21 protein-coding genes are annotated in these 20,751 nt (G+C 40.6%); 15 read left to right on the top strand and 6 right to left on the bottom strand.

Annotation, left to right across the window (positions count from 1 at the left end):
- The first annotated feature begins 202 nt into the window (after window positions 1-202).
- The 3 genes from pdsO to AC0L7Q_RS12495 are packed head-to-tail and all read left to right on the top strand — an operon-like array spanning window position 203 to window position 3,557.
- On the top strand, window positions 203-928 hold the full coding sequence (gene pdsO, locus AC0L7Q_RS12505; protein ID WP_413400712.1) for a sortase-associated OmpA-like protein PdsO: 726 nt from the start codon (window positions 203-205) through the stop codon (window positions 926-928).
- Between the two features lie 26 nt (window positions 929-954).
- Complete coding sequence (locus AC0L7Q_RS12500; protein WP_413400711.1) at window positions 955-2,955, top strand: marine proteobacterial sortase target protein; 2,001 nt, start codon at window positions 955-957, stop codon at window positions 2,953-2,955.
- Window positions 2,952-3,557, top strand: a complete 606-nt coding sequence (locus AC0L7Q_RS12495) for a class GN sortase (RefSeq protein ID WP_409423780.1) — start codon at window positions 2,952-2,954, stop codon at window positions 3,555-3,557. The genes AC0L7Q_RS12500 and AC0L7Q_RS12495 overlap by 4 nt, the downstream gene beginning before the upstream one ends.
- On the opposite strand, the gene AC0L7Q_RS12490 is transcribed toward AC0L7Q_RS12495, so the two are convergent.
- Window positions 3,452-4,411 carry a DMT family transporter gene (locus AC0L7Q_RS12490; protein WP_413400710.1) on the bottom strand — a complete coding sequence of 320 codons (960 nt, stop codon included), beginning with the start codon at window positions 4,409-4,411 and terminating at the stop codon, window positions 3,452-3,454. The genes AC0L7Q_RS12495 and AC0L7Q_RS12490 overlap by 106 nt on opposite strands.
- A 131-nt stretch (window positions 4,412-4,542) precedes the next feature.
- Between AC0L7Q_RS12490 and proB the strand changes: the two genes are divergently transcribed.
- The 3 genes from proB (at window position 4,543) to gltX (ending at window position 7,647) form a co-directional block, all read left to right on the top strand.
- Complete coding sequence (gene proB, locus AC0L7Q_RS12485; RefSeq protein WP_413400709.1) at window positions 4,543-5,646, top strand: glutamate 5-kinase; 1,104 nt, start codon at window positions 4,543-4,545, stop codon at window positions 5,644-5,646.
- Window positions 5,647-5,752: 106 nt separating this feature from the next.
- The gene (locus AC0L7Q_RS12480) at window positions 5,753-6,112 is read left to right on the top strand and encodes a glutaredoxin family protein (protein WP_008111110.1); all 360 of its coding nucleotides are present in this window, start codon (window positions 5,753-5,755) and stop codon (window positions 6,110-6,112) included.
- A 50-nt stretch (window positions 6,113-6,162) separates the two neighbouring features.
- Window positions 6,163-7,647 (top strand): glutamate--tRNA ligase, encoded by a 1,485-nt coding sequence (gene gltX, locus AC0L7Q_RS12475; protein ID WP_008111109.1) that lies wholly within the window; start codon window positions 6,163-6,165, stop codon window positions 7,645-7,647.
- 57 nt (window positions 7,648-7,704) lie between these two features.
- On the opposite strand, the gene AC0L7Q_RS12470 is transcribed toward gltX, so the two are convergent.
- Window positions 7,705-8,556 carry a CPBP family intramembrane glutamic endopeptidase gene (locus AC0L7Q_RS12470; protein ID WP_413400706.1) on the bottom strand — a complete coding sequence of 284 codons (852 nt, stop codon included), beginning with the start codon at window positions 8,554-8,556 and terminating at the stop codon, window positions 7,705-7,707.
- A gap of 87 nt (window positions 8,557-8,643) precedes the next feature.
- The gene (locus tag AC0L7Q_RS12465) at window positions 8,644-9,039 is read right to left on the bottom strand and encodes a hypothetical protein (RefSeq protein WP_010387677.1); all 396 of its coding nucleotides are present in this window, start codon (window positions 9,037-9,039) and stop codon (window positions 8,644-8,646) included.
- 155 nt (window positions 9,040-9,194) lie between these two features.
- On the opposite strand from AC0L7Q_RS12465, the gene AC0L7Q_RS12460 reads away from it, so the two are divergent.
- The 5 genes from AC0L7Q_RS12460 to AC0L7Q_RS12440 all read left to right on the top strand — a co-directional run bounded on the left by AC0L7Q_RS12460 (window position 9,195) and on the right by AC0L7Q_RS12440 (window position 13,569).
- Window positions 9,195-9,899 carry a DUF3581 domain-containing protein gene (locus tag AC0L7Q_RS12460; protein WP_413400704.1) on the top strand — a complete coding sequence of 235 codons (705 nt, stop codon included), beginning with the start codon at window positions 9,195-9,197 and terminating at the stop codon, window positions 9,897-9,899.
- Window positions 9,900-9,990: 91 nt separating this feature from the next.
- Window positions 9,991-11,238: a DEAD/DEAH box helicase gene (locus AC0L7Q_RS12455; protein WP_413400703.1), complete on the top strand. Its 1,248-nt coding sequence runs from the start codon at window positions 9,991-9,993 to the stop codon at window positions 11,236-11,238.
- Between the two features lie 280 nt (window positions 11,239-11,518).
- Complete coding sequence (locus AC0L7Q_RS12450) at window positions 11,519-12,694, top strand: HEPN-associated N-terminal domain-containing protein (RefSeq protein ID WP_409423774.1); 1,176 nt, start codon at window positions 11,519-11,521, stop codon at window positions 12,692-12,694.
- 120 nt (window positions 12,695-12,814) lie between these two features.
- Window positions 12,815-13,096, top strand: a complete 282-nt coding sequence (locus AC0L7Q_RS12445) for an ECs_2282 family putative zinc-binding protein (RefSeq protein WP_409423773.1) — start codon at window positions 12,815-12,817, stop codon at window positions 13,094-13,096.
- Entirely contained in the window at window positions 13,093-13,569 is a 477-nt protein-coding gene (locus AC0L7Q_RS12440) for a hypothetical protein (RefSeq protein WP_409423772.1), read from the top strand. The genes AC0L7Q_RS12445 and AC0L7Q_RS12440 overlap by 4 nt, the downstream gene beginning before the upstream one ends.
- A 506-nt stretch (window positions 13,570-14,075) precedes the next feature.
- Here the strand turns inward: AC0L7Q_RS12440 and AC0L7Q_RS12435 are convergent.
- The gene (locus tag AC0L7Q_RS12435) at window positions 14,076-15,032 is read right to left on the bottom strand and encodes a methylenetetrahydrofolate reductase (protein ID WP_413400702.1); all 957 of its coding nucleotides are present in this window, start codon (window positions 15,030-15,032) and stop codon (window positions 14,076-14,078) included.
- 233 nt (window positions 15,033-15,265) lie between these two features.
- Between AC0L7Q_RS12435 and AC0L7Q_RS12430 the strand changes: the two genes are divergently transcribed.
- Window positions 15,266-18,148, top strand: coding sequence for a M16 family metallopeptidase (locus AC0L7Q_RS12430; protein ID WP_413400700.1), 2,883 nt, complete (start codon window positions 15,266-15,268; stop codon window positions 18,146-18,148).
- A 63-nt stretch (window positions 18,149-18,211) separates the two neighbouring features.
- Here AC0L7Q_RS12430 and AC0L7Q_RS12425 read toward each other — a convergent pair whose 3' ends face one another.
- Window positions 18,212-18,526, bottom strand: a complete 315-nt coding sequence (locus AC0L7Q_RS12425; RefSeq protein WP_075169747.1) for a helix-turn-helix transcriptional regulator — start codon at window positions 18,524-18,526, stop codon at window positions 18,212-18,214.
- Between the two features lies 1 nt (window position 18,527).
- Window positions 18,528-18,935, bottom strand: a complete 408-nt coding sequence (locus AC0L7Q_RS12420) for a hypothetical protein (protein WP_413400699.1) — start codon at window positions 18,933-18,935, stop codon at window positions 18,528-18,530.
- Between the two features lie 327 nt (window positions 18,936-19,262).
- Between AC0L7Q_RS12420 and cysE the strand changes: the two genes are divergently transcribed.
- From cysE to AC0L7Q_RS12405, 3 genes are read left to right on the top strand one after another with little or no spacing between them, the layout of a single operon-like run.
- Window positions 19,263-20,081, top strand: a complete 819-nt coding sequence (gene cysE / locus AC0L7Q_RS12415; RefSeq protein WP_008110273.1) for a serine O-acetyltransferase — start codon at window positions 19,263-19,265, stop codon at window positions 20,079-20,081.
- Between the two features lie 38 nt (window positions 20,082-20,119).
- The gene (locus tag AC0L7Q_RS12410; protein WP_473697720.1) at window positions 20,120-20,377 is read left to right on the top strand and encodes a hypothetical protein; all 258 of its coding nucleotides are present in this window, start codon (window positions 20,120-20,122) and stop codon (window positions 20,375-20,377) included.
- Entirely contained in the window at window positions 20,355-20,741 is a 387-nt protein-coding gene (locus AC0L7Q_RS12405; RefSeq protein ID WP_409423765.1) for a hypothetical protein, read from the top strand. The genes AC0L7Q_RS12410 and AC0L7Q_RS12405 overlap by 23 nt, the downstream gene beginning before the upstream one ends.
- Window positions 20,742-20,751: the final 10 nt, after the last annotated feature.

Below are 20,751 nucleotides of genomic sequence, written 5' to 3'. Positions count from 1 at the left end.
GACGCACTATAACGAAGTTTTTGTGCTAAGTAAGGTTAAAAAGGCAATTGCCATTTTTTTGCCACAATTGCTCAGCAGTTTGCCATTTTTACTCCCCTTTATTGCCACTTCACGGTGTTTTAATACAGCTATTGAAATTATCAATACAACGCAAGTGCCAACCAATAGCTTGCCAACCATTATTAATAGTAAGGAATAGACCATGAAGAAAACATTAATCGCACTCACACTTGTTAGCACTTTTTGTACGCCAGTATTTGCTGCGGATACCCCATCAAAAGAAGCAAAAAAAGAAACACTTGTTGGCCTGAGCACCGGTGCCATTATTGGTGGCGTTGTTGGTGGGCCAATTGGCGCGTTTGTAGGCGCATTTGCTGGTGGTTTGATTGGCGATGCCAAGGTGGCTGAGCAAACCATTGCTGAGCAGCAGCAAGCTTTAACTGTAATGGCAGAGAAAACCAACGACTACCAACACGTACTTAATCATAACAGTCACCTAGAGGCGCAACTTGAACTACTGGCGCAGCAAAATGAGCAACTAACGCAATCGCAGCTTAATAATTTATTGGCAATGACGGTGCAATTTAAAACAGGCTCTAGCGATATTGCTCCACATTTTGCCAAGCAGCTTGATCAATTGGTAGCGTTATTAAAAAGCCAACCGCAACTCGCGCTTGATTTAAGTGGCTTTGCCGATCAGCGCGGTGCAGAGCAAGCAAATTTATTACTTTCAAAAGCCAGAGTAAACGCCGTACAAAGTTACTTAATTAAACAGGGGGTTAGCCATACACGTTTAAGCACACAAGCATTTGGCGAGCAGCAAAGCATAGCAAACAGTAACACCCTTGAAGATAACTTTTTTGACAGACGCGTTACCCTGACTACCCGTGCGCTAAATCAAACGACTGACCAAACAGCAAGCAATTAATCGCAAGGCGTTCGATGGAGTGATTTATGTTGAGTAAACCCACCAAAGTGCTTACCAAGGTAAGCCTTTTTATTTTTATTATTATCGTGCTTTTGGCCAGCTTTAAAAGCCATGCACAGTCGCCAAAACTATCCTTGTTTGATAGCCAAGGAGTGGCGGTTAACCCTGGGGTTATTTTAAAAAGCGATGCAAAAATGACCCTAACAGGGCTAATTAATCATGTTGTAGTAACGCAGCACTACATAAATGAAAACCCTTTTGCCGTAAATGCACGTTATGTATTTCCTTTACCCGATGAAAGCGCCGTGCAAGCAATGACCATGCGCATTGGCGAGCGAGTTATTAAAGGTAAAATAGCAAAAAAACGCCAAGCTGAAAAACAGTACCAAGCTGCCAAAAAAGCAGGCAAACAAGCTTCATTGTTGCGACAGCAGCGTGCAAATATGTTTATTACAAATGTGGCAAATGTAGGGCCAGGAGAAGAAATAGTTATAACGCTTGAGTATCAAGAGATTATTGATTACCAACACGGAATCTTTGCGATTCATTTTCCAACCACAATGACGCCACGCTATCATGCAATAACAGGGGAAGTTAACGATGATCAAGATAAGCATGCGATAAAAAGCACTAACACACCTTCGTTTACTCCGCAGGGGTGGTTAAGCCCTGTTTACACAAAACAAACCAATGAGGCGGCAAATGCCAGCGATTTAAGCTTAACAATTAACATGGATATAGGCTTAGAATTGGTTGATATAAACGCTAAGTACCATCAAGTTAATATTGAAAACCCTGCATTTGGGCAATACAGCATTGTGCTAAAACCACAGCAAGCCATAAATAGAGACTTTGTACTGGAGTTTAAGCCACTACAAATAGCGCAAGCGCAAGCTGCACTTTTTACCCAGCAAGCACAAAATGGTGAGCAGTATGCGTTAGCAATGTTAATGCCGCCAAGCGATCAGTTTACTCAATCTCAGCGTTTACCGCGTGAGATGGTGTTTGTAGTTGATACCTCGGGATCTATGCATGGGCAGTCTATTGAACAAGCTAAAAAAGCCCTGTTTTACGCATTATCATTATTAGATAGTGATGATAGCTTCAATATTGTCAGTTTTAATAATGAGGTTGCAGCAATGAGTGAGACCCCATTAATTGCCAGTGACTTTAATTTACGTCGCGCAGAGCGTTTTATTTATAACTTACAAGCCGATGGCGGAACTGAAATAAAAGGTGCACTTGATGCAGTACTTGATGGTACACAGTTTGAAGGGTTTGTGCGCCAAGTTGTATTTTTAACTGATGGTAGCGTAAGTAACGAAGATCAGTTATTTAAACATATTGCGCATACCTTAGGTGATAGCCGTTTATTTACCGTGGGCATTGGTAGTGCGCCTAACCGTTATTTTATGCGTCGTGCCGCTGATATAGGCAAGGGAACTTACACCTTTATAAGCAGTGCTCATGATGTGCAGCCGAAAATGCAGCAGTTGTTTGATAAACTTGCTCACCCGGCGATGACTAATCTAGCGTTAACAAATAAAAATGGAGAGAGCTTAGATTTTTGGCCCTCACCTTTGCCTGATCTATATTTTGCTGAGCCTATTATGGTGGCTATTAAATTAGACGCTACCGATGCAATTACTTTTACGGGGCAAACGGCGCATGGAGAGTTTAAGGTTAAGCTTAATCCGCAAGCAAGTTCAAAAGCCACAGGAATTGATAAGCTTTGGGCACGTCAAAAAATAAAGTCGTTATTGTTATACAACCAACAAAGTATAGTAAAACAGCAAGTGCAGCAGCTTGCTCTTGAGCATCAATTACTTAGTCCGTTTACTGCGTTTATTGCCATAGAAGAGACCACTATTAAAGAAGTTGCTAAACAAAGCACACAAGTGGCTAATACTATGCCACAAGGAATGAGTATGCGCTTGCCGCAAACTGATGGGCAAAGCAAAATGCATATTGTGTTTGGAGCATTACTACTTCTAGGTGGTCTGTTGTTAGTGAGGCACTGTAAATGAAAAAGTGGCTAAGCATAGGTTTACTTGCCTTAGGGTTGAGCTTGTTTGGCCATGGTGCATATATGCAGGCAAAGGCGTGGCTTGCACAAGTGTTAATAGAGCAAGCTTGGCAAACGACCCTTAAATCGCCCAATAAAAAAATTAAGCCGTGGTTTTATGCTGATAGTTACCCGGTGGCACAAATAATATGGCCAAAGCATAGTAAGCGACTAACCGTGCTTGATGGAGCAAGTGGTAGAAATTTAGCGTTTGCGCCGAGCCACTTTTTAGCTGCGGGGGAATTAGGTGGGGCTGATTTTGGTAACTCGCGAGGAGCACTTATTGCTGGCCACAACGATACCCACTTTGCGTTTTTAAAAAACGCTAAAGTGGGGGAACAATTTTCTCTACAACTTAAAAATGGCCAAGTGCAGCATTATTCAGTAACACACGTTGAGGTAATTAATCAGTACAACACCGATTTTTTGCATCAATCAGGGCTGTATTTATTAACCTGTTACCCTTTTGATTCGCTGGCCTCGGGTACCGATTTAAGGTGGTTAGTGTCGGCAGAAATATCCTCACCCGAAGTTGAGTTAGGAATATCTACTACCAGCTCTTGATGGCGTTGGCTTATCATTACGCCTATAAACACTACAAATATGCTGATCCACTGGCCAAGAGTTAGTACTTCGTTGAGGATAATGGCTGACAAAATTAAAGTGAAAATAGGGATTAAATTAGAGTAAGCTGCAGCGGTTAACACCGACACTTTACTAATCGCGTAGTTATACATGCCGTACCCACCCAAAGTAACACAAGAGCCTAAGTACAAAATGCTCATTAGTGCGGTTAAATCGTGTTGGTTTTCACTGGGTAGCTCAATAAATAATAAAAACGGAGCAAAAAATAAACTGCCACTCACGCCTTGCAAAGCAATCAGTGTGAGCGGAGAGTAGCGGTTGGCTAAATGTTTTATACACACGGTATAAAATGCCGCGCACACCATGGCCATTAATTCTAAAAAGTTACCCAGTAACGGGTTTGGGGCTTGGCTTGAACTCGGTGAGAGCAAGGTCAGTAAAATACTGCCGCCAATACACAGCGTAAAACCCACCACAATAGCTTTACTAATATGCTCTTTGAGCATGAAAAATGCTAAAAAAGCCACGATAATAGGTAAGCAAGAAACAATCACCCCCGCCTGAGACGCTGAAGTGTACTCCATTGCATGCCCTTCAAATAAAAAGTACAAGCAAGGCTCTGCCAGCGACATGCCTAATAAGTACTTCCAATCGCCTTTTAAATATTCAAAGCGAATTACGTAGCGCCACAAACATAACGAAATCAGTAAAGTGGTGAGCATACGTAAAAATATCACCAAGGCTGGGTCATAAATCGCAATCGCGTATTTAAGTGCAATAAAGGAGCTACCCCACAAAAAGGTGGCAATAATTAAACATAAACTGGCAGGCATAAGGCGTAACTTAAACGGTTGAATATAGTGCGATCCTAGCACGCAGAGGGGGTGATTGAATATTTTTTACTTGTTCAAAAATACCGAACTGGTATAAATAAATGCATCATTTATTGCGCTAAGTAAAAAACATGCAAAGGGATCAGGTCGTAGTTGTAAAGCTAGGTACAAGCGTACTCACTGGCGGTACCGATAAGTTAGCCAAAGCACATATGGTGGAACTTGTTCGCCAATGCTGTGAGCTAAAAAAGCAAGGTCATCACGTTATTTTAGTATCAAGCGGTGCGGTTGCTGCCGGTCGAGAACAGTTATTAAAACCCTGTGGGCGCACATTGATAGATAAACAAATGTTGGCCGCTATTGGGCAAGGGCAGCTCATTCATATTTGGCAAAGCTTATTTGCGTTGTATGGCGTTAACGTCGGACAAATGCTACTAACGCGCGCGGATGTTGACGACAGAGAGCGCTATTTAAATGCCCGCGATACCCTCAATGCCCTATTAAATTACGATGTTGTGCCGATCATTAATGAAAACGACGCGGTTGCTACTAGCGAAATAAAAGTAGGTGACAACGATAACTTGTCGGCATTGGTGGCTATTTTAGCCAATGCCGATAAGTTACTGCTACTGACCGACCAACAAGGGTTATTCACCAGCGATCCGCGCACCGACATTAACGCCACCTTGATTGACGAAGTTACCCATATTAATGATGAGTTACGCCAACTTGCGGGTGGCAGCGGTACAAACCTAGGCACAGGGGGTATGGCAACCAAATTACAGGCCGCAGATATTGCCAGAAGGGCTGGGGTTGAGGTGATTATTGCCAAAGGCGCTGATGAAAATGTGATTTTAAAATGCATGAGCGAGCAACTACCAGGCACCCGTTTTTTAAAACTTACCGCGCCTAAAGATGGTCGAAAAAAATGGTTATTGGCAGGGCCTAAAAGTAGTGGCCAAATTTTAATTGATGCCGGTGCGGTGCATGCATTGCAATCTAAGGGGGCTAGTTTACTTGCTAAAGGCATTACGCGTGCAATAGGTGAATTTGAACGTGGAGATTTAATTAACTTAATTGATGTAAACGAGCAAATTATTGCACGCGGGTTAACGCGCTTTAGTCATCTTGAAATCGATAAAATAAAAGGCGCACACTCTAATCAAATCAGCCATTTACTTGATTACGACAGCGGCGTGGAAGTGCTACACAGAGATGATATGGTGGTGTTGTAATTAAGCACTTTTTTAACGATATAGCGCAACGTATAATCCGCTTATAGTGTTGCGCTTTTTTGTGTTAAAATCTTGCACCTTAAATTTGTTGTAAAGAGTATTGAAGATGAAATTAGTTCGCTGGGTTTTAGGTTGTATCATCTTATTTTTTAATTTTGTTTTTACGCCACGTAGCAAAAAACGTGATCCGCAAGAGCAAACTAAGCTTGATCAGCAAACCGCACAATTTAAGCTCTATCAATTCAAAGCATGCCCTTTTTGTGTAAAAGTGCGTCGTTCAATTAAGCGTGAAGGCTTAAAAATTGAAACACGCGATGCAAAAAATGATGAGCAATACCGCCAAGAGCTATTAGAGCAAGGCGGAAAAGTTAAAGTACCTTGTTTACGTATTGAGCAAGATGGCCAAGTAAAATGGCTTTATGAATCAAACGATATTATTGCTTACTTAAACAAAGTAGCCGCTTAAAATATTTATTGGTATTTCATACCATCTCACTTATTAAAAGAGACATTACCATGACAATTCGTACCCGTGTTGCTCCGTCGCCAACTGGTGACCCGCATCTTGGCACCGCTTACATTGCCTTATTTAACTACTGTTTTGCTAAACAGCAAGGCGGTGAATTTGTACTTCGTATTGAAGATACTGACCAAGTTCGCAGCACACCTGAATCTGAACAAGCAATCATGGATAGCTTACGCTGGTTAGGCCTTGAGTGGGATCATGGTCCTGATGTAGGTGGTGAGTTTGGTCCATACCGTCAATCTGAGCGCAGTGATTTATATAAAAAATACGCCCATCAGTTAGTTGAAGACGGCAAAGCATTTTATTGTTTTGCAACCAGCGAAGAGCTGGACCAAATGCGTGAAGAGCAAATGGCCGAAGGTCTGCGTCCTAAATACGATGGTCGTGGCTTAAATCATACAGAAGACGAAATTAAAGCAAACCTAGCTGCTGGTAAACCGTACGTTATACGTATGAAAATCCCAAGCGAAGGTACCTTTAAGTTTAACGATTACCTACGCGACGAAATTGAGATCCCGTGGGAAAACGTAGACATGCAAGTGCTATTAAAAGCGGATGGTTTTCCAACGTACTTTTTAGCTAACGTGGTGGATGATCACCATATGCAAATTAGCCATATTTTCCGTGGTGAAGAGTGGATAAACTCAGCGCCTAAGTTATTAAAACTTTATGAAGATTTTGGTTGGGAAGCGCCCGTACTAGGTCACTTACCATTACTGCGTAATCCAGATAAATCAAAACTGTCTAAGCGTAAAAACCCAACGTCTATTAATTACTACAAAGAAATGGGTTACTTACCAGAAGCGGTACTAAACTACTTAGGCCGTATGGGTTGGTCAATGCCTGATGAGCGTGAAAAGTTCACCCTTAATGAGATGATTGAGCACTTTGACATGAAGCGTGTATCGCTTGGTGGCCCAGTATTCGACGTAGACAAGTTAAGCTGGTTAAACGGTATGTGGATCCGCGAAAACCTAACTGATGCAGAGCTAATGCAGCGTTTTGTTGACTGGAAATTTAATGGCGACATGCTGGCTAAAGTATTACCAGAAGCTAAAACGCGTATAAATACGCTCTCTGACATGGTTGATTTAGCAGGGCACTTTGTAGGCGGTATCCCGACTTACGACCCAGCGCTATTAACAGCCGGTAAAGCTGACGAAGATGTTATTCGCCAAGCATTACAATTTTTTGTATGGCAACTGGAAGGCTTACGTAGCTTTGAAAAGCCTGCTATTTTTGCAATTGCAAAAGAAGTCGCTACCTTCCACGAGCTTAAAATTAAAGATTTCTTAGAGCCTATATTTGTGGCTATTACCGGCAAAACATCATCAACTTCGGTATTAGATGCAATGGAAATTTTAGGGTCTGACCTATCGCGTGCACGTTTACGTGTCGCGCTTGCCCATTTAGGTATTTCTAAAAAGCAGGCTAAAAAGATAGAACGCGCATACCGCGATTACCCAAGTGCGTAATCGTGGTTACAGATTCAAAAGCCGCTTTATTTAAGCGGCTTTTTTATGCCTGTAGTTTTAAGATGGAGTTGCCAGCATAGGGTAAGTAAATAAGAAAAAGTGAAACACATTAACGAGCCAATGACATAAAATGGCCCATTCTAATCGGCTAGTTTTATAGTAAATATAGCCATAACCAAAACCTGCAACGGCCGCCACAAGCATATAATGAGTACCCGCTGAAAAGTGTGCCAGTGAAAATACACAAGTACTGATCACCGGTGCCAGTAATGCAAACCTGCCCGGGGTTATTAGTTTTGAAAGCTTAGTTTGTATCACTCCCCTAAATAATGCCTCTTCTGCAACGCAGGTAAAAAGTAGATTGATAGCTATAAATAACAACCAAAATTCAGGTACTTTTGGTGCAAATTCCACAAGGTTTAACGTTAAAGCAGTTATAAGCGCCGCTAAAATAGTGATAATTATGATTAAAGCAGGGTAGCCGACAGTTACTGGCTTTATCGTTTTGTTTTTTGCAAAAAAATAAGCGCTCAGCATTAAACCCGCTAATGCTTTATCGAAATTAGAATACAGGGTAAATGCAATTGCGTTACTGGTGACTTGTTCATTAACAACAATTGGCAGGTTATTAAAACCCGCAAACCAATGTAAGGCTAACCCGAGTGAGGCTGTTATAAATAAAGACGTTAGAACATTACGTTTTAACGCTGAGGTTGCCAATAGCGTAAAGTGAAACAATCCCACATAAACAGCTATAACAGCAACCGCGTTTAAATTTATATACTCTTGATAATAGGCAGTAATAACACTTAGCAGCAATAAGTATTGCCATAATGGTTGGCGAAATACAGTGAGTTTACACTGTGGGAAAACACATAAAATAGCGGCAGCTAAAAAATAAAAAGTCATTGGCAAATACAGCTTGTTGTTTGATAGGGGAAATGAGAGAAAACGAATTACATAGCGTTATAGTCTCAATTATATAATTTTGAGCTATTAATAATTATAGGCTTGTCCGCTACAAATAACGGCTAAATCACAATTGTAGCGGGATACTGATTGGCACTGCTCTAGTGTAAATGCATTGCCACCTAAATAAAGCACATCATTTTTAAGGGATTCTATAGCTTGTGATTTCAAACGGTTATAGCTAATTGAGGATGTTCGCGTATCATCTGATACATCGCAGCTTTCACCTTTTATTCCACCAAGGGGGCTTGCACCTCTATCAAGAGCGTCCTGAACACTGTAAAACTGCTCTAGGCCACGTTTTTTAATGTGGCTTGAAACGTGTTCTGATAAAACCTCGTCGTCGATATTGGTTGTGTAAGTAACGTTATTACAGCCAGTTAAAAATGAAACCGCGCATATTAATAAAGAAAAATACTTCATTAGTTAATCCCTTAAACTCGTATTTGCCTAATTTACTTAGTAAATTAGCGAGTTGCAAATTATCATTTTTCGCCTTTATTAAACAGATTCGACCTCTCAAGATTTTTTTCTGGTAGTATGGATAGGTTATAAGCAGTTTAAGCAGTGAATACACTATGTTAAGTCCTTTTTATCAGCAGCATGCTGATTATGTTACTATTTCTCGTGAGCAAGGTTGTCGCTTTGCTAAATGTGTGGCCGACGACTACAACCCACTTCATGATAAAGACGCTAAAAAGTTTTGCGCACCAGGAGACTTACTTTTTTCTCTAGTGTTAGACCGCTATGGCATTAGTGAGCGAATGGAGTTTACCTTTGCCGGTATGGTTGATGAAAATACCAAGCTAAATTTTCCAGATCAACCTGGAGAAGAGTTTGATGTAAACCATGGCGAAAAAGTAATTTTAAAGGTTAAACGCGACGGTAAAACCAGTAAATGCCCAACACTTACAAACAGTTTAATAAAAAATTATGTTGAGTTCTCAGGTGCTGCGTTCCCGCATGTAATTATTCCTTTAATGGGCAAGCAAGAGGTAATGATAAACCCTGCGCGGCCTATGATTATTTATGAATCAATGATCATTAATCTTAATAACATTGATATTAAATCACCGACCCTTGAGTTTGCTGAGCCAAGCTTTGAATACGCTGGTAAACGCGGCAAAATAACCTTGCGCTTTAATTTACTCGAAAACGGCGAAAAGGTGGGTTTTGGTGAAAAACACATGGTGGTATCGGGTATTCGTGAATACTGTCAAAGCACCGTAGATGATTTAATTGCATTTTATAATGAACGTAAAGCCACATTAAAACCAGCTTAAATACTTCATTTTATATAGGCGCTATTTAGCGCCTTTTTTATTACTAAAGCTCAGGTATAATAGCGTTCTTTGTTATTTTAAAGCCAAGCTTATGTCTGCCACATCATTTTCATCACTTGATCTCGACCCTGTATTATTAAACGCGATTGAGCAAAATAATTACACCACACCAACCGCTATTCAGATTAAAACTATTCCGCCGATTTTAGCGGGCAGTGATGTAATGGGCAGTGCGCAAACCGGCACAGGTAAAACAGCCGCTTTTGTTTTGCCGCTATTGCATAAGCTATTAAATACTCCTAAAAAAGATGAACCGGGTATTGCGCGTGTGGTTATTTTAACGCCAACCCGCGAACTTGCTCAGCAAGTATTCGCCAGCTTCGAAAAATATGCTCTTGGTAGTGATATTCAGGGCGCACTCGCTTATGGTGGCGCAAGTATAGGCCCGCAAATCAAAGCACTTAAAACAGCACAAGTTATTGTGGCTACGCCAGGGCGCTTACTTGATCACATAGTGAAGGGCAGTGTGGTGCTTTCAAGCGTGGACTCTTTAGTATTTGATGAAGCAGACCGTATGCTTGATATGGGTTTTATTGACGAAATTAGACGAATACTGCGTCATATCCCAGGCGATCGTCAAACCTTACTGTTTTCCGCCACCTTTGATGACAGTGTATTTGAGCTGAGTAAAAAGTTGCTCAAAGATCCCGAGCTTATTGAAGTTGATAAGCGTAACTCTGCTGCTGTAGAGGTTGAACAAGTTATTTACGCAGTAGATGAAGACAGAAAGCGCGAACTGGTATCGCACATGATTGGTATGAAAAACTGGCGCCAAGTGCTTATATTCACCCGCACTAAACAAATGGCCGATAAGCTTGCCAAAGAAATGTGTAAAGATGGTTTAAAAACCGAATCTATTCATGGTGATAAATCACAAGGTGCTCGCGACCGCGCTCTTCATAACTTCAAAGAAGGCAGTACGCGTGTATTAGTGGCCACCGATGTAGCCGCGCGCGGTTTAGACATACCGGCACTTAAATATGTGATTAACTTTGAATTACCATATATAGCCGAAGATTATGTGCACCGTATTGGCCGTACAGGACGTGCGGGTGAGCAAGGCCTTGCAATGTCGCTAGTGAGCTTAGATGAGCAATGGCTGCTTGAAGAAATTGAAGTACTGCTTGATACCCGCTTAACACCACAATGGCTTGAAGGCTACGAGCCCGACTTAAATAAGCCACCAAAAGACAACCGCAAAAACACTAACAAAGCGCGTAAAGATCGCGATAAAAAACGTATTACAGGGCAAAGACCGCCAAATAGAAGACGCAAATAAAAGCTTAGGACTTCACCTAACAGGCAGCTAAGAGCGATAACCGGACACTGAAAAAGTTAAATTTTTACTGCTTTTTTGAGTAGAAGCCTAGTTTTGACCAATAACATTATTAAACGCCGTTTTGGGGCAGAATAACATGCTTAATTCCTACCTCTTTTAATTACTTGTTTACAAAGGTAATTATTGGTGAAATTATCATGGTATGTAATATACGCCGTTTTGGTGTGTTAAAAACCACCAAAACGGTGTTCAATAAGCTGTTAGCAATCAGGAGTCACCATTGGGTTACCATTCAGATTTGATGATAGAAATGTACGAATCTCCACAATTATCAGGCTTAGATAAATTCATATGTGCTGATTGTGTTGTTGATGAAGCATTAATGAGTTTAGTTAAAGATAATCTATCAGCAAAAACATGTTCATATTGTGATGAAACAAGCGAAGAAGGTGAGTTGATTTCTGCACCATATAATGTGGTGATGGAACGTGTTTATGACACTATTTTCCAATATTATGCTGATGCTCAAGATGTTGATATGCCGTGGGTAGAAAAAGAGTGGTTAATGGATGATACGAATATATATGAAGTAATTGGTGAATTCGACCCTGGCTGGTCTGGTGATTTTTGTGAAGATATAGCCGATAGCTGTGATCCAAACTTGTATTTAGTAGAACATGTAAATAATGATTGGTCTATAGAAAGCCCTTCTTATGCTTTATCATACGGGTGGTCGGCTTTTAAAGAGCAAGTTTTGTTTAAGACCCGATACTTATTCTTGAGTGAACCAGAAGATGAGTTCTCAGCTGGTCGTCCTGATTATATACCAATTTCAAGTATGCTTGATGCTTTAGGCAAGCTCTGTAATTCTGAAAATTTGGTGAAGACGATCCCTGCGGGAACTGAGTTTTACAGAGTAAGGGTTAGTAACAGGGAAGCTCCATTTACTAAATTCTCAGATGTAGGTGTCCCACCAAAAGGTATTGCTAGTGCAGGAAGAATGAATCCTGCTGGAATATCATATTTTTATGTAGCCTATGATCAAGTGACTGCAGAAAAAGAAGTGATTGATACAGCTGAAAAATGGACTATTGCAAAGTTTCAAACTTTAAAGGAAATCATAGTTATAGACTTTGTAGACTTGCCCGCTATGCCTAGTATATTTTCTGAGAGTAATTATGAAACAAGACAGCATTTGTCCTTTTTGAAGCCTCTTGTTAACGAATTAACTCTACCTGTTTCAAAAGATGGGCGAGAGCATGTTGAATATGTTCCAACTCAGATAATTTCGGAGTACTTTAGGTTCCGCTTCAAAACAAGTGATGAAAATAATGTTTTAGGCTTACGTTATCCAAGTGTGAAAAGTGAATCTGGAATCAATATTGCTATTTTTGACTCCGAAAATGAGTCGTTAGAAAAACTGTTTAAGTTAGTATCTATCGAACAAAATTGCTAACAAGGCGTTTAAACGGAACAAAAACAGTGGGTTAAATTTCGCTTCGCTCCACATTATAACCCATATTTTTTTGTCCGCTTAACGCGGCGTTACGTGCCCCTTACATGATGGAGAGATAGGATGAATCCTGAAAAATACGATAGAAGTGTAAGCTTGCTTTGCCCTACATGCGGCTGTTCAGACTTTTCTTATGAAGATGGGTCTGATGAGACAATACAAATTATGACTTGCGCGTCATGTGAGCGAGAGTTTAATAAAGACGAGTTAATCCAAGAAAATAGCGAAAATATTGAAGAGCATCTTTCAGAGATGAAGGAAGAGGTAGTTAAAGACGTTGCTGAAGAACTTCGTAAGTCTCTGAAGAAAGCATTTTCTGGTAGCAAAAATATAAGGTTCAAATGATGCCGGTAACTATTGACGCGGGCGATGTGATAGCCGGGTTAGCATTTCTGTTATCTGGCTACGCAACTTGGCAAACAGTTAGTTTTAACAAAAAGCAAAAATCTCTCGTCGAAAGCCAAGAAAAACTAAACAACCTTCTTTTAGAAAAAGAAAATGAAGGTGCGGTTAAAGAGAAAAGTGCGGATCTCGGAGCATCATTTATTAAGCTGGGAAGTAGTAAATATAGGCTCAAGATTTGGAATAAAGGTTCTGCCACAGCCAGAAATGTCAGAATTGAATTTCCCGAAGGAAATGATGTGGTTATTGATTCGGAAGTCTCTGATAAATTTCCGATGGAAAGCCTTGAAAGACATCAGTCCGTTGAGCTTATTGCAGCTGTTCATATGCAAACGAAACGAAAGCACGTTGTTCGGCTAATTTGGGAAGATGATGCAGAAGCCCACAATGAAAAGCTGTCTTACCCCACGCTATAAACACGTAACAAGTCGCTCAAGCAAGGACGCAGCCAAGCTGCGGTTATCCATGTCCGCAATTGCCACTCAGCCGATAGTCGGTATAGAGTGGTTTAACTTACAGTGTAAAGCAGTTATATATCGCTAACGTGGCAAATTAGATTGTTTCTGGTAAATTCATCATTTTTGTCGGATGGCGTGGCTCCGCCACTTATCCGACCTACGTCAAAATGTAGGTTGGTTAAGCCGAAGGCGCCACCCAACAGGCTTTCAAATTCACTTTTTATCCGCTCATGGCACAAATGCGACTGTTAGATTTGATAAAGTCCTATAGTTCAAATCTGACAGAGCAAGTTAGTCCTTATTAAAATAAACGAAGCTAACTACTTGAACCGGCTTATTTTATGTCGCTTATCATTCTGCCCGAACCCCGAACCCCGAACCCCGAACCCCGAACCCCGAACCCCGAACCCCGAACCCCGAACCCCGAACCCCGAACCCCGAACCCCGAACCCCGAACCCCGCAATTAAGCTATCAGTTTCTCCGCAAGGTTGAGTTCCATTGTTGCTTTTAATAAACGGTATAAGTTAATTGATGCGTCTATTTCTTCTTTACGATTGGTTAAGCTTTCAATATTTAAACCCAGTGGTACACCTAAGTGGGCACAGCTTTTTAAAATTGAGTCGAGGTTTTCGCGACAAATACGCACCGATTCGCTTAGTGTATTTTCCGAATCAAGCATGCGCCATTTAGTTGCCTCTGGCACTGAGATGCCTAGCCACTGCATAAACTCCAAGGTTTTTTCACCACCACAAGGCGTAAAGGTCAATATAATCCGATTAGGTGTCAGGCCTTGTGCTTTGCATGTGCGCGCATAACTGGTTATTAAATCTATGGTTGCTTGTGCGTTGTACACGGCTTGAGAGATAAAAAACTGGCATCCTTGTGCTGTTTTTTCTATTAAGCGTTGGTGCTCGTTGCGCTTATTGGCATGGCGCTCAGCAATAGTGACGCCACCTAAAAAGAAGTCTTCTGACTGCTCTGCCAGAGTTTTGTAGGCATTCGGTAAGCTCAGCTTTATATCACCTGCTGATGAAGGACTACCCACTAACACTACATTTTTTAAATCGTAGTCATTTTTAGTTTCATCTAACCACGCTTTAAACTCACTCACACCGCGCTGAGCTACACTTTTATAAGTAATGACATCAAGATCAGATAAGCCTCGTAAGAGTTGACTGTACTCGCGCGGATCAACTGTTTGCTTAAATGCAAATGGACGCGCTTGCTCTGTACGGCTGCTTTCATCTTGAATGTCATAAATAATCACACCGTCATATTCAATTTCGTGTAAACGGCCTAATAACTTTTCGGCAATGACTTTTAATTGCGCTTTATCAGTCCCAATTTTTGGCGGTGTTGTGCCAATTAGGTAAACACCTTGGTTGGTATCTTCTATTTTTTCTTGAAGTGATAAAGCCATAATCCTCATTCCAGCTTAATTTGTGATGATGGATTTAATATAGCAGCCATTTAGACGTCTAGATAGATTTATTTGTTGAAAGTTTCTCAACTAACGTGAATTATTTTCATAGTTAATAACTGACACAGTTGTTTACATAATTAATAGGCTTAGGGCTCTTATATTTAATTACTTTACGGCATACTTAGTTTGGTAAATGTTTTAAAAATTGCTCAATTTAAAAAGGGATAACAATGAAATTTAAATTATTGGCAACTAGCCTAGCGGTATCGCTGGCCTTAACAGGTTGTGCTATGCCGCAAAGTCAAAACACGCAAACAGCAGCTCAACAAGAACAAGTTAATAAAGCAGATGAGCGTGTTTTTTCACAGGATTACCTAATAGAAGAGCTAGATAACGGCTTGCGCGTTATGGTAGTTAAAACCGATTACCCAGATGTAGTATCGCTACAAATACCGGTGTCTGTTGGCTCGCGTAATGAAGTGGAAGCAGGTAAAACTGGTTTTGCTCACTTTTTTGAACACATGATGTTTAAAGGCTCTGAAAAGTTTCCGCAAGATGTGTATTCAGATATTCTAAAAAATTCAGGGGTTGATAACCGCGCCTACACAACTAACGATTACACTAACTACCACTTAAATTTTTCAAAACAGCATCTTGATAAAGTACTTGAGATTGAAGCTGATATTTTTCAAAACTTAAGCTACACCGAAGAACAATTTAGAACCGAAGCGCTAACGGTTAAAGGCGAGTATTTAAAAAATAATGCCAGTCCAATTCGTAAATTATTAAGTGCGGTACGCCAAGAAGCGTTCGATAAACATACCTATAAACACACTACTATGGGCTTTTTTGAAGACATTGAAGCTATGCCAGATCAAATGGCCTACGGTAAAGAGTTTTTTGATAAGTTTTATAAGCCTGAATATGTATCGCTTGTGATTGTTGGTGATGTTGATCCAAAAGAGACCATGGCGATGGTTAAAAAACACTGGGGTAATTGGCAAAAAGGCGACTATGTTGCTGATATTCCAAAAGAGCCAACTCAGCAAGCGCCAAAATATGTGCATGAGCAAAACGAAGGATTACCTGGCCATTGGTTACTTGTGTCGTATAAAGGGGCTGCATGGGAGCCTCAGAAAAAAGACAGAGCCGCATTAGATTTACTGTCGCAGCTTTATTTTTCGAGCAGTTCAGATATTTACCAAGAGCTGGTAGTAGAAAAGCAAATAGCGAGTCAAATGTTTACCTATAACCCTGAAACTAAAGATCCAGGGTTACTGCATGTATTTGTAAAAGTTGAAAATGCCGATGATTTAGCCACAGTGCGTGATGCTATAAACCGTACGTATGCCAAAGCCCGTACCGAGTTGGTTGATAGCCAAAAACTCAGCGATTTAAAGTCTAACCTTAAATACAGCTTTATTAATGGCCTTGATTCATCGCAAGCAATTGCCTCTACACTTGCCAGCTATATGCATTTTGAGCGCGATCCTGAGGTGATTAATCAGCTGTATAAATCAGCAGACAATATCACTAGCGAAGATATTAGAGCCGTTGCCAATAAGTATTTTGTTGATAATGCGCGCACCACAATTACTATGTCGGCACTTGATAAAGCCCCTGGTTTTGAGCAAAAAAGCGACTTAAATGCCTTGGTAGCTAAGTATCAGCAAGTACCGAGTAAGCCTATCTTTAAGGTGCTTGATAAAACTAATAGCTCGCCGTTAATCGATATTAACTTATTATTTAATACCGGTGCCGCTGCCGATCCGCAAGGTAAAAAAGGGGTGGCAGCACTGACTGCCGCAATGCTGGCGCAAGGTGGCTCAACCTCAATGAGTTACAAAGATATTAAAAAGGCAATGTATCCGCTGGCGGGTAACTTTGGTTATCAAATAGATAAAGAAATGCTGTCGTTCCAAGGGCGTATTCATAAAGATAATGCAGCTCAGTGGTATGCCTTAGTGAGTGAGCAGCTATTAAGCCCAGGCTTTAGAGAAGATGACTTTAAACGTCTGAAAAAAGAAATGATCGATGGCATTAAATCGGGTTTAAAAGCTTCTAATGATGAAGAGTTGGGTAAAGAAGTGCTCTACAGTGTGCTTTATAAAGGCCACCCTTATGAAAGCTATAACTACGGTGATTTATCTGATTTAGAAGCGCTGACTCTTGATGATGTTAAAGCGTTTTATAATGCTGAGCTTACACAAGCTAAACTTACTGTGGGTTTAATTGGTGCTGTGCCTGAAAAACTCAAAACACAAATGTTAGCTGACTTAGCGACACTCCCTAAAGGCGAACAAAGCCGCTTAACAATCCCTGATGCGCCAGAGCTTAAAGGTCATCATGCAACGATTGTTGAAAAGTCAGCGCAATCAACGGCTGTATCGTTTGGTTTTCCTATTGATACCATTCGTAGCAGCGACGACTGGACCGCATTGTGGTTAGCGCGCTCGTACTTTGGTGAACATCGTAGTTCTAACAGTTACTTGTACGAACGTATTCGTCAAACGCGTGGTATGAATTACGGTGATTACGCCTACATTGAATACTTTCCTAGAGGTATGTTTCAAACTAAACCGGATGCAAACTTAGGGCGCTCTGAGCAAATATTCCAAGTGTGGCTGCGTCCACTGCGCTCAAACAACGATGCGCATTTTGCTACCCGTACCGCATTATTTGAGCTAGATAAACTAATTAAAAATGGCATGACTGAGGCTGATTTTGAAGCCACGCGTAACTTTTTAATTAACTTTGTGCCACAAATGGTTGCTAGTCAAAATCGCCAGTTAGGTTATGCGCTAGATAGCGAGTTTTATAACACCGATAGTTTTGTAAACTATGTAACAAACAAGCTTAAAACATTGACTGTTGACGATATAAATCGAGTGATAAAAGACAACCTACAAACTGAGAATATTCACTATGTGTTTGTTACCGGTGATGGTGAAGATATGCAAAAACGTTTAGCAACTATGCAAACCTCGCCTATGGTGTACAACACCGATAAGCCTGCCGAGTTAGTGGCTGAAGATAAGGTAATTGCTAATTATAAATTAGCAATTCCTGCAAAAAATATTGAAGTAGTAAAGGTGGATAAAGTATTTCAATAATTTAAGTTCTTAAATATAAAAAATGCCCCTGTGTCGTAAGCATTGGGGCATTTTTATATTTTATTAGTTACTAACTAATAGTACTGAGGCTGCACCAAGAGCAAAACTAATAACAGAGCTAATAACTAAACCAGCAATAAAACTTTTAGATGGGCTGTTATTGGCATCATTTTGGTTGTTTTCATCAAGCTTAATAAGCTCACCTTGGCGTACTTCAAATACCGCACATAAGGCCATGGTGGTTTCTTTTGAGGCTGCACCTTCTTTTTCTACCCGTTGAATAGTTCGTAAGCTTACATCGCAGGCATCGGCAAGCTGTTGTTGTGTCCAATCGAATGTGTGCCTAAGCGACTTTACCGTTGTAGGGTTTAATTGCATGTTAAAGTTTCCCTACAAATAGTTCCATTACTGCTGCAGTGGTATAGCCAAATACTGCACCACCTAACGCGCAGCCTAGAATAAAAAAAGCCGCTTTTTTAGGATCGCTAGGAAGGCTACTTTGAACTTGCTTGGCAAGCACTTCTTGATCTTTATATAGGGTGCATTCAAGTCGTCCTGTCAGTATGTTGAGCATGTCAAATTTCACTTGGTACTGCGAGTTTTCAAAATCAAATTTGTGTGAGCTTTTTATATTAACACTGCGTCTGCTGCTAACTAAGTCATCGTTAATATAGACTTCTTCTTTACCTGTAAAGTAGCTTCCAAAACAGACTATTTGGTTATCGCCATCTTGAAAGTAAAATTTATAGCCTAATTTTTTTGTATTTAATATGTCGTTTTTCATCATCGTTATCCTTGTTGAGTTGATGATGCTAATTTAGCGTTTATTATTATTTTTTACGCCGTCAGCAGTACGCCAGTGGCTATTTTGGCACATGACACACGTGCTGCCATATATTGTTATTTATTGATTTTTATTAACTTATTTTATTTTTGCACAAATGGTCAAACCTTCCTAGCTGTCATATAGTATGGCTTTGAAAAAGTAATATAAGCCTGAAATTTAACTAGTTATATCTAATAACTAGAACAAATAACAAAGGGATTAACACCTAGGCGGCTAAATCCGTTAGAATTAGTGGTAGGCTCTTTGTACTAATCTTAAGGCATTATTATGCGTCATGAAATTTGGCAACAGCTTCGCAGTGAAGCAAATGAAGTAGTAACTCGTGAACCCCTTTTAGCGAGCCATGTGTATTCGTGTATTTTAAATCATGAGTGCTTAGGGTCGGCATTGAGTTTTATTGTTGCTAATAAACTAGCTGACGCTGTGGTTTCTGCTTTTACAATCCGTGAGCTGTTTGACCAAGCCTTTGTAAAGTGTGACCGGATGCTGACGTATGTTGCTCATGATATTAAAGCGGTAAAAGACCGTGACCCTGCGGCAGAAACCTACCTTACCGTGATTTTAAACTTAAAAGGGTTTCATGCGATACAAGCACACCGTTTAGCAAACTGCTTATGGCAACAAAACCGTAAAGAGCTGGCTCGCTTTATTCAAAGCCGTACTTCAGAGGTGTTTGGGGTTGATATTCACCCTGCCTGTAAAGTCGGGCAAGGCATCATGTTTGACCATGCTACCGGTATTGTAATTGGCGAAACCGCCGTGATTGAAGATAATGTATCGATATTACAATCGGTTACATTAGGTGGTACGGGTAACGAACAAGGCGATCGCCATCCTAAAATTAGAGCGGGCGTACTTATTGGTGCGGGTGCTAAAGTATTGGGTAATATTGAAGTAGGCGAGGGCGCACGAATTGGCGCAGGTTCAGTGGTATTAAGCCCTGTCCCGCCTCACACTACTGCTGTTGGCGTGCCTGCAAAAATTATTGGTCGTCCCGATTGTGAGTGTCCGGCAGAAAGTATGAATCAAAACTTTTTAGAGTATCCCGAGCCAGAAAACGAATCGCACACCAGTGCAATGCTTTAACTTTTGAGTACCTAGAAATGATATATAAAAGTAACCTTATGGCCATGCTGCTCTGTTTTTCTTCAGGTGTGGCGTTGGCAAGTGGTTACTTTTTGTTTTTTAAAGATTCCACACGCGTTTTCTCAGCGCCTAAACAACCAGTAATCTCTTCGCCTAGCACTCAAGTCAATAATCAAGCAACTACTTTGCAAGACCTAGTGCAGGTGAATAAAGCCCAAGTGACTGATCAACAAACTCAGCTGGCACAACATGTGGTTGAGCTTAATCAGCGGCTTGAAAAAATCAATCCAGCTTAAGCAGTCTCAACAACAGCTAAAGTTAAATCAATCAGAAAGTGTAGAGCTTGATGATGAGCTCGCAATACAGTTTGAACAAGAGGCTGATAATATCGACTGGAGTTACGAGCTTGAAGTCGCGTTAACTGACTTTTTAATTATTAATGAGTTTGCAGATAGCGCTGAGCTTACAGCGCTGCAGTGTAAGCAAACAATTTGCAAGTTTGAGCTTACCATAAACCAAAATGCCGTTAATTATGGGGCTAAATTATGGCGCGAGCTTAACGATAAGCTTCATCTTGAACCTTGGTGGCAGCAATTTAAACTCAGCGCATCTCAATCTAACGATGCCCGTATTGAGTTTACTGTTAGTACGCAAGGCTAGCGCTTAGCAA

It is taken from the genome of Pseudoalteromonas sp. KJ63-1 (assembly GCF_055808145.1).
Note: the sequence above shows the minus strand (reverse complement) of the source record. Positions and strands in the feature narration are given on the sequence as shown.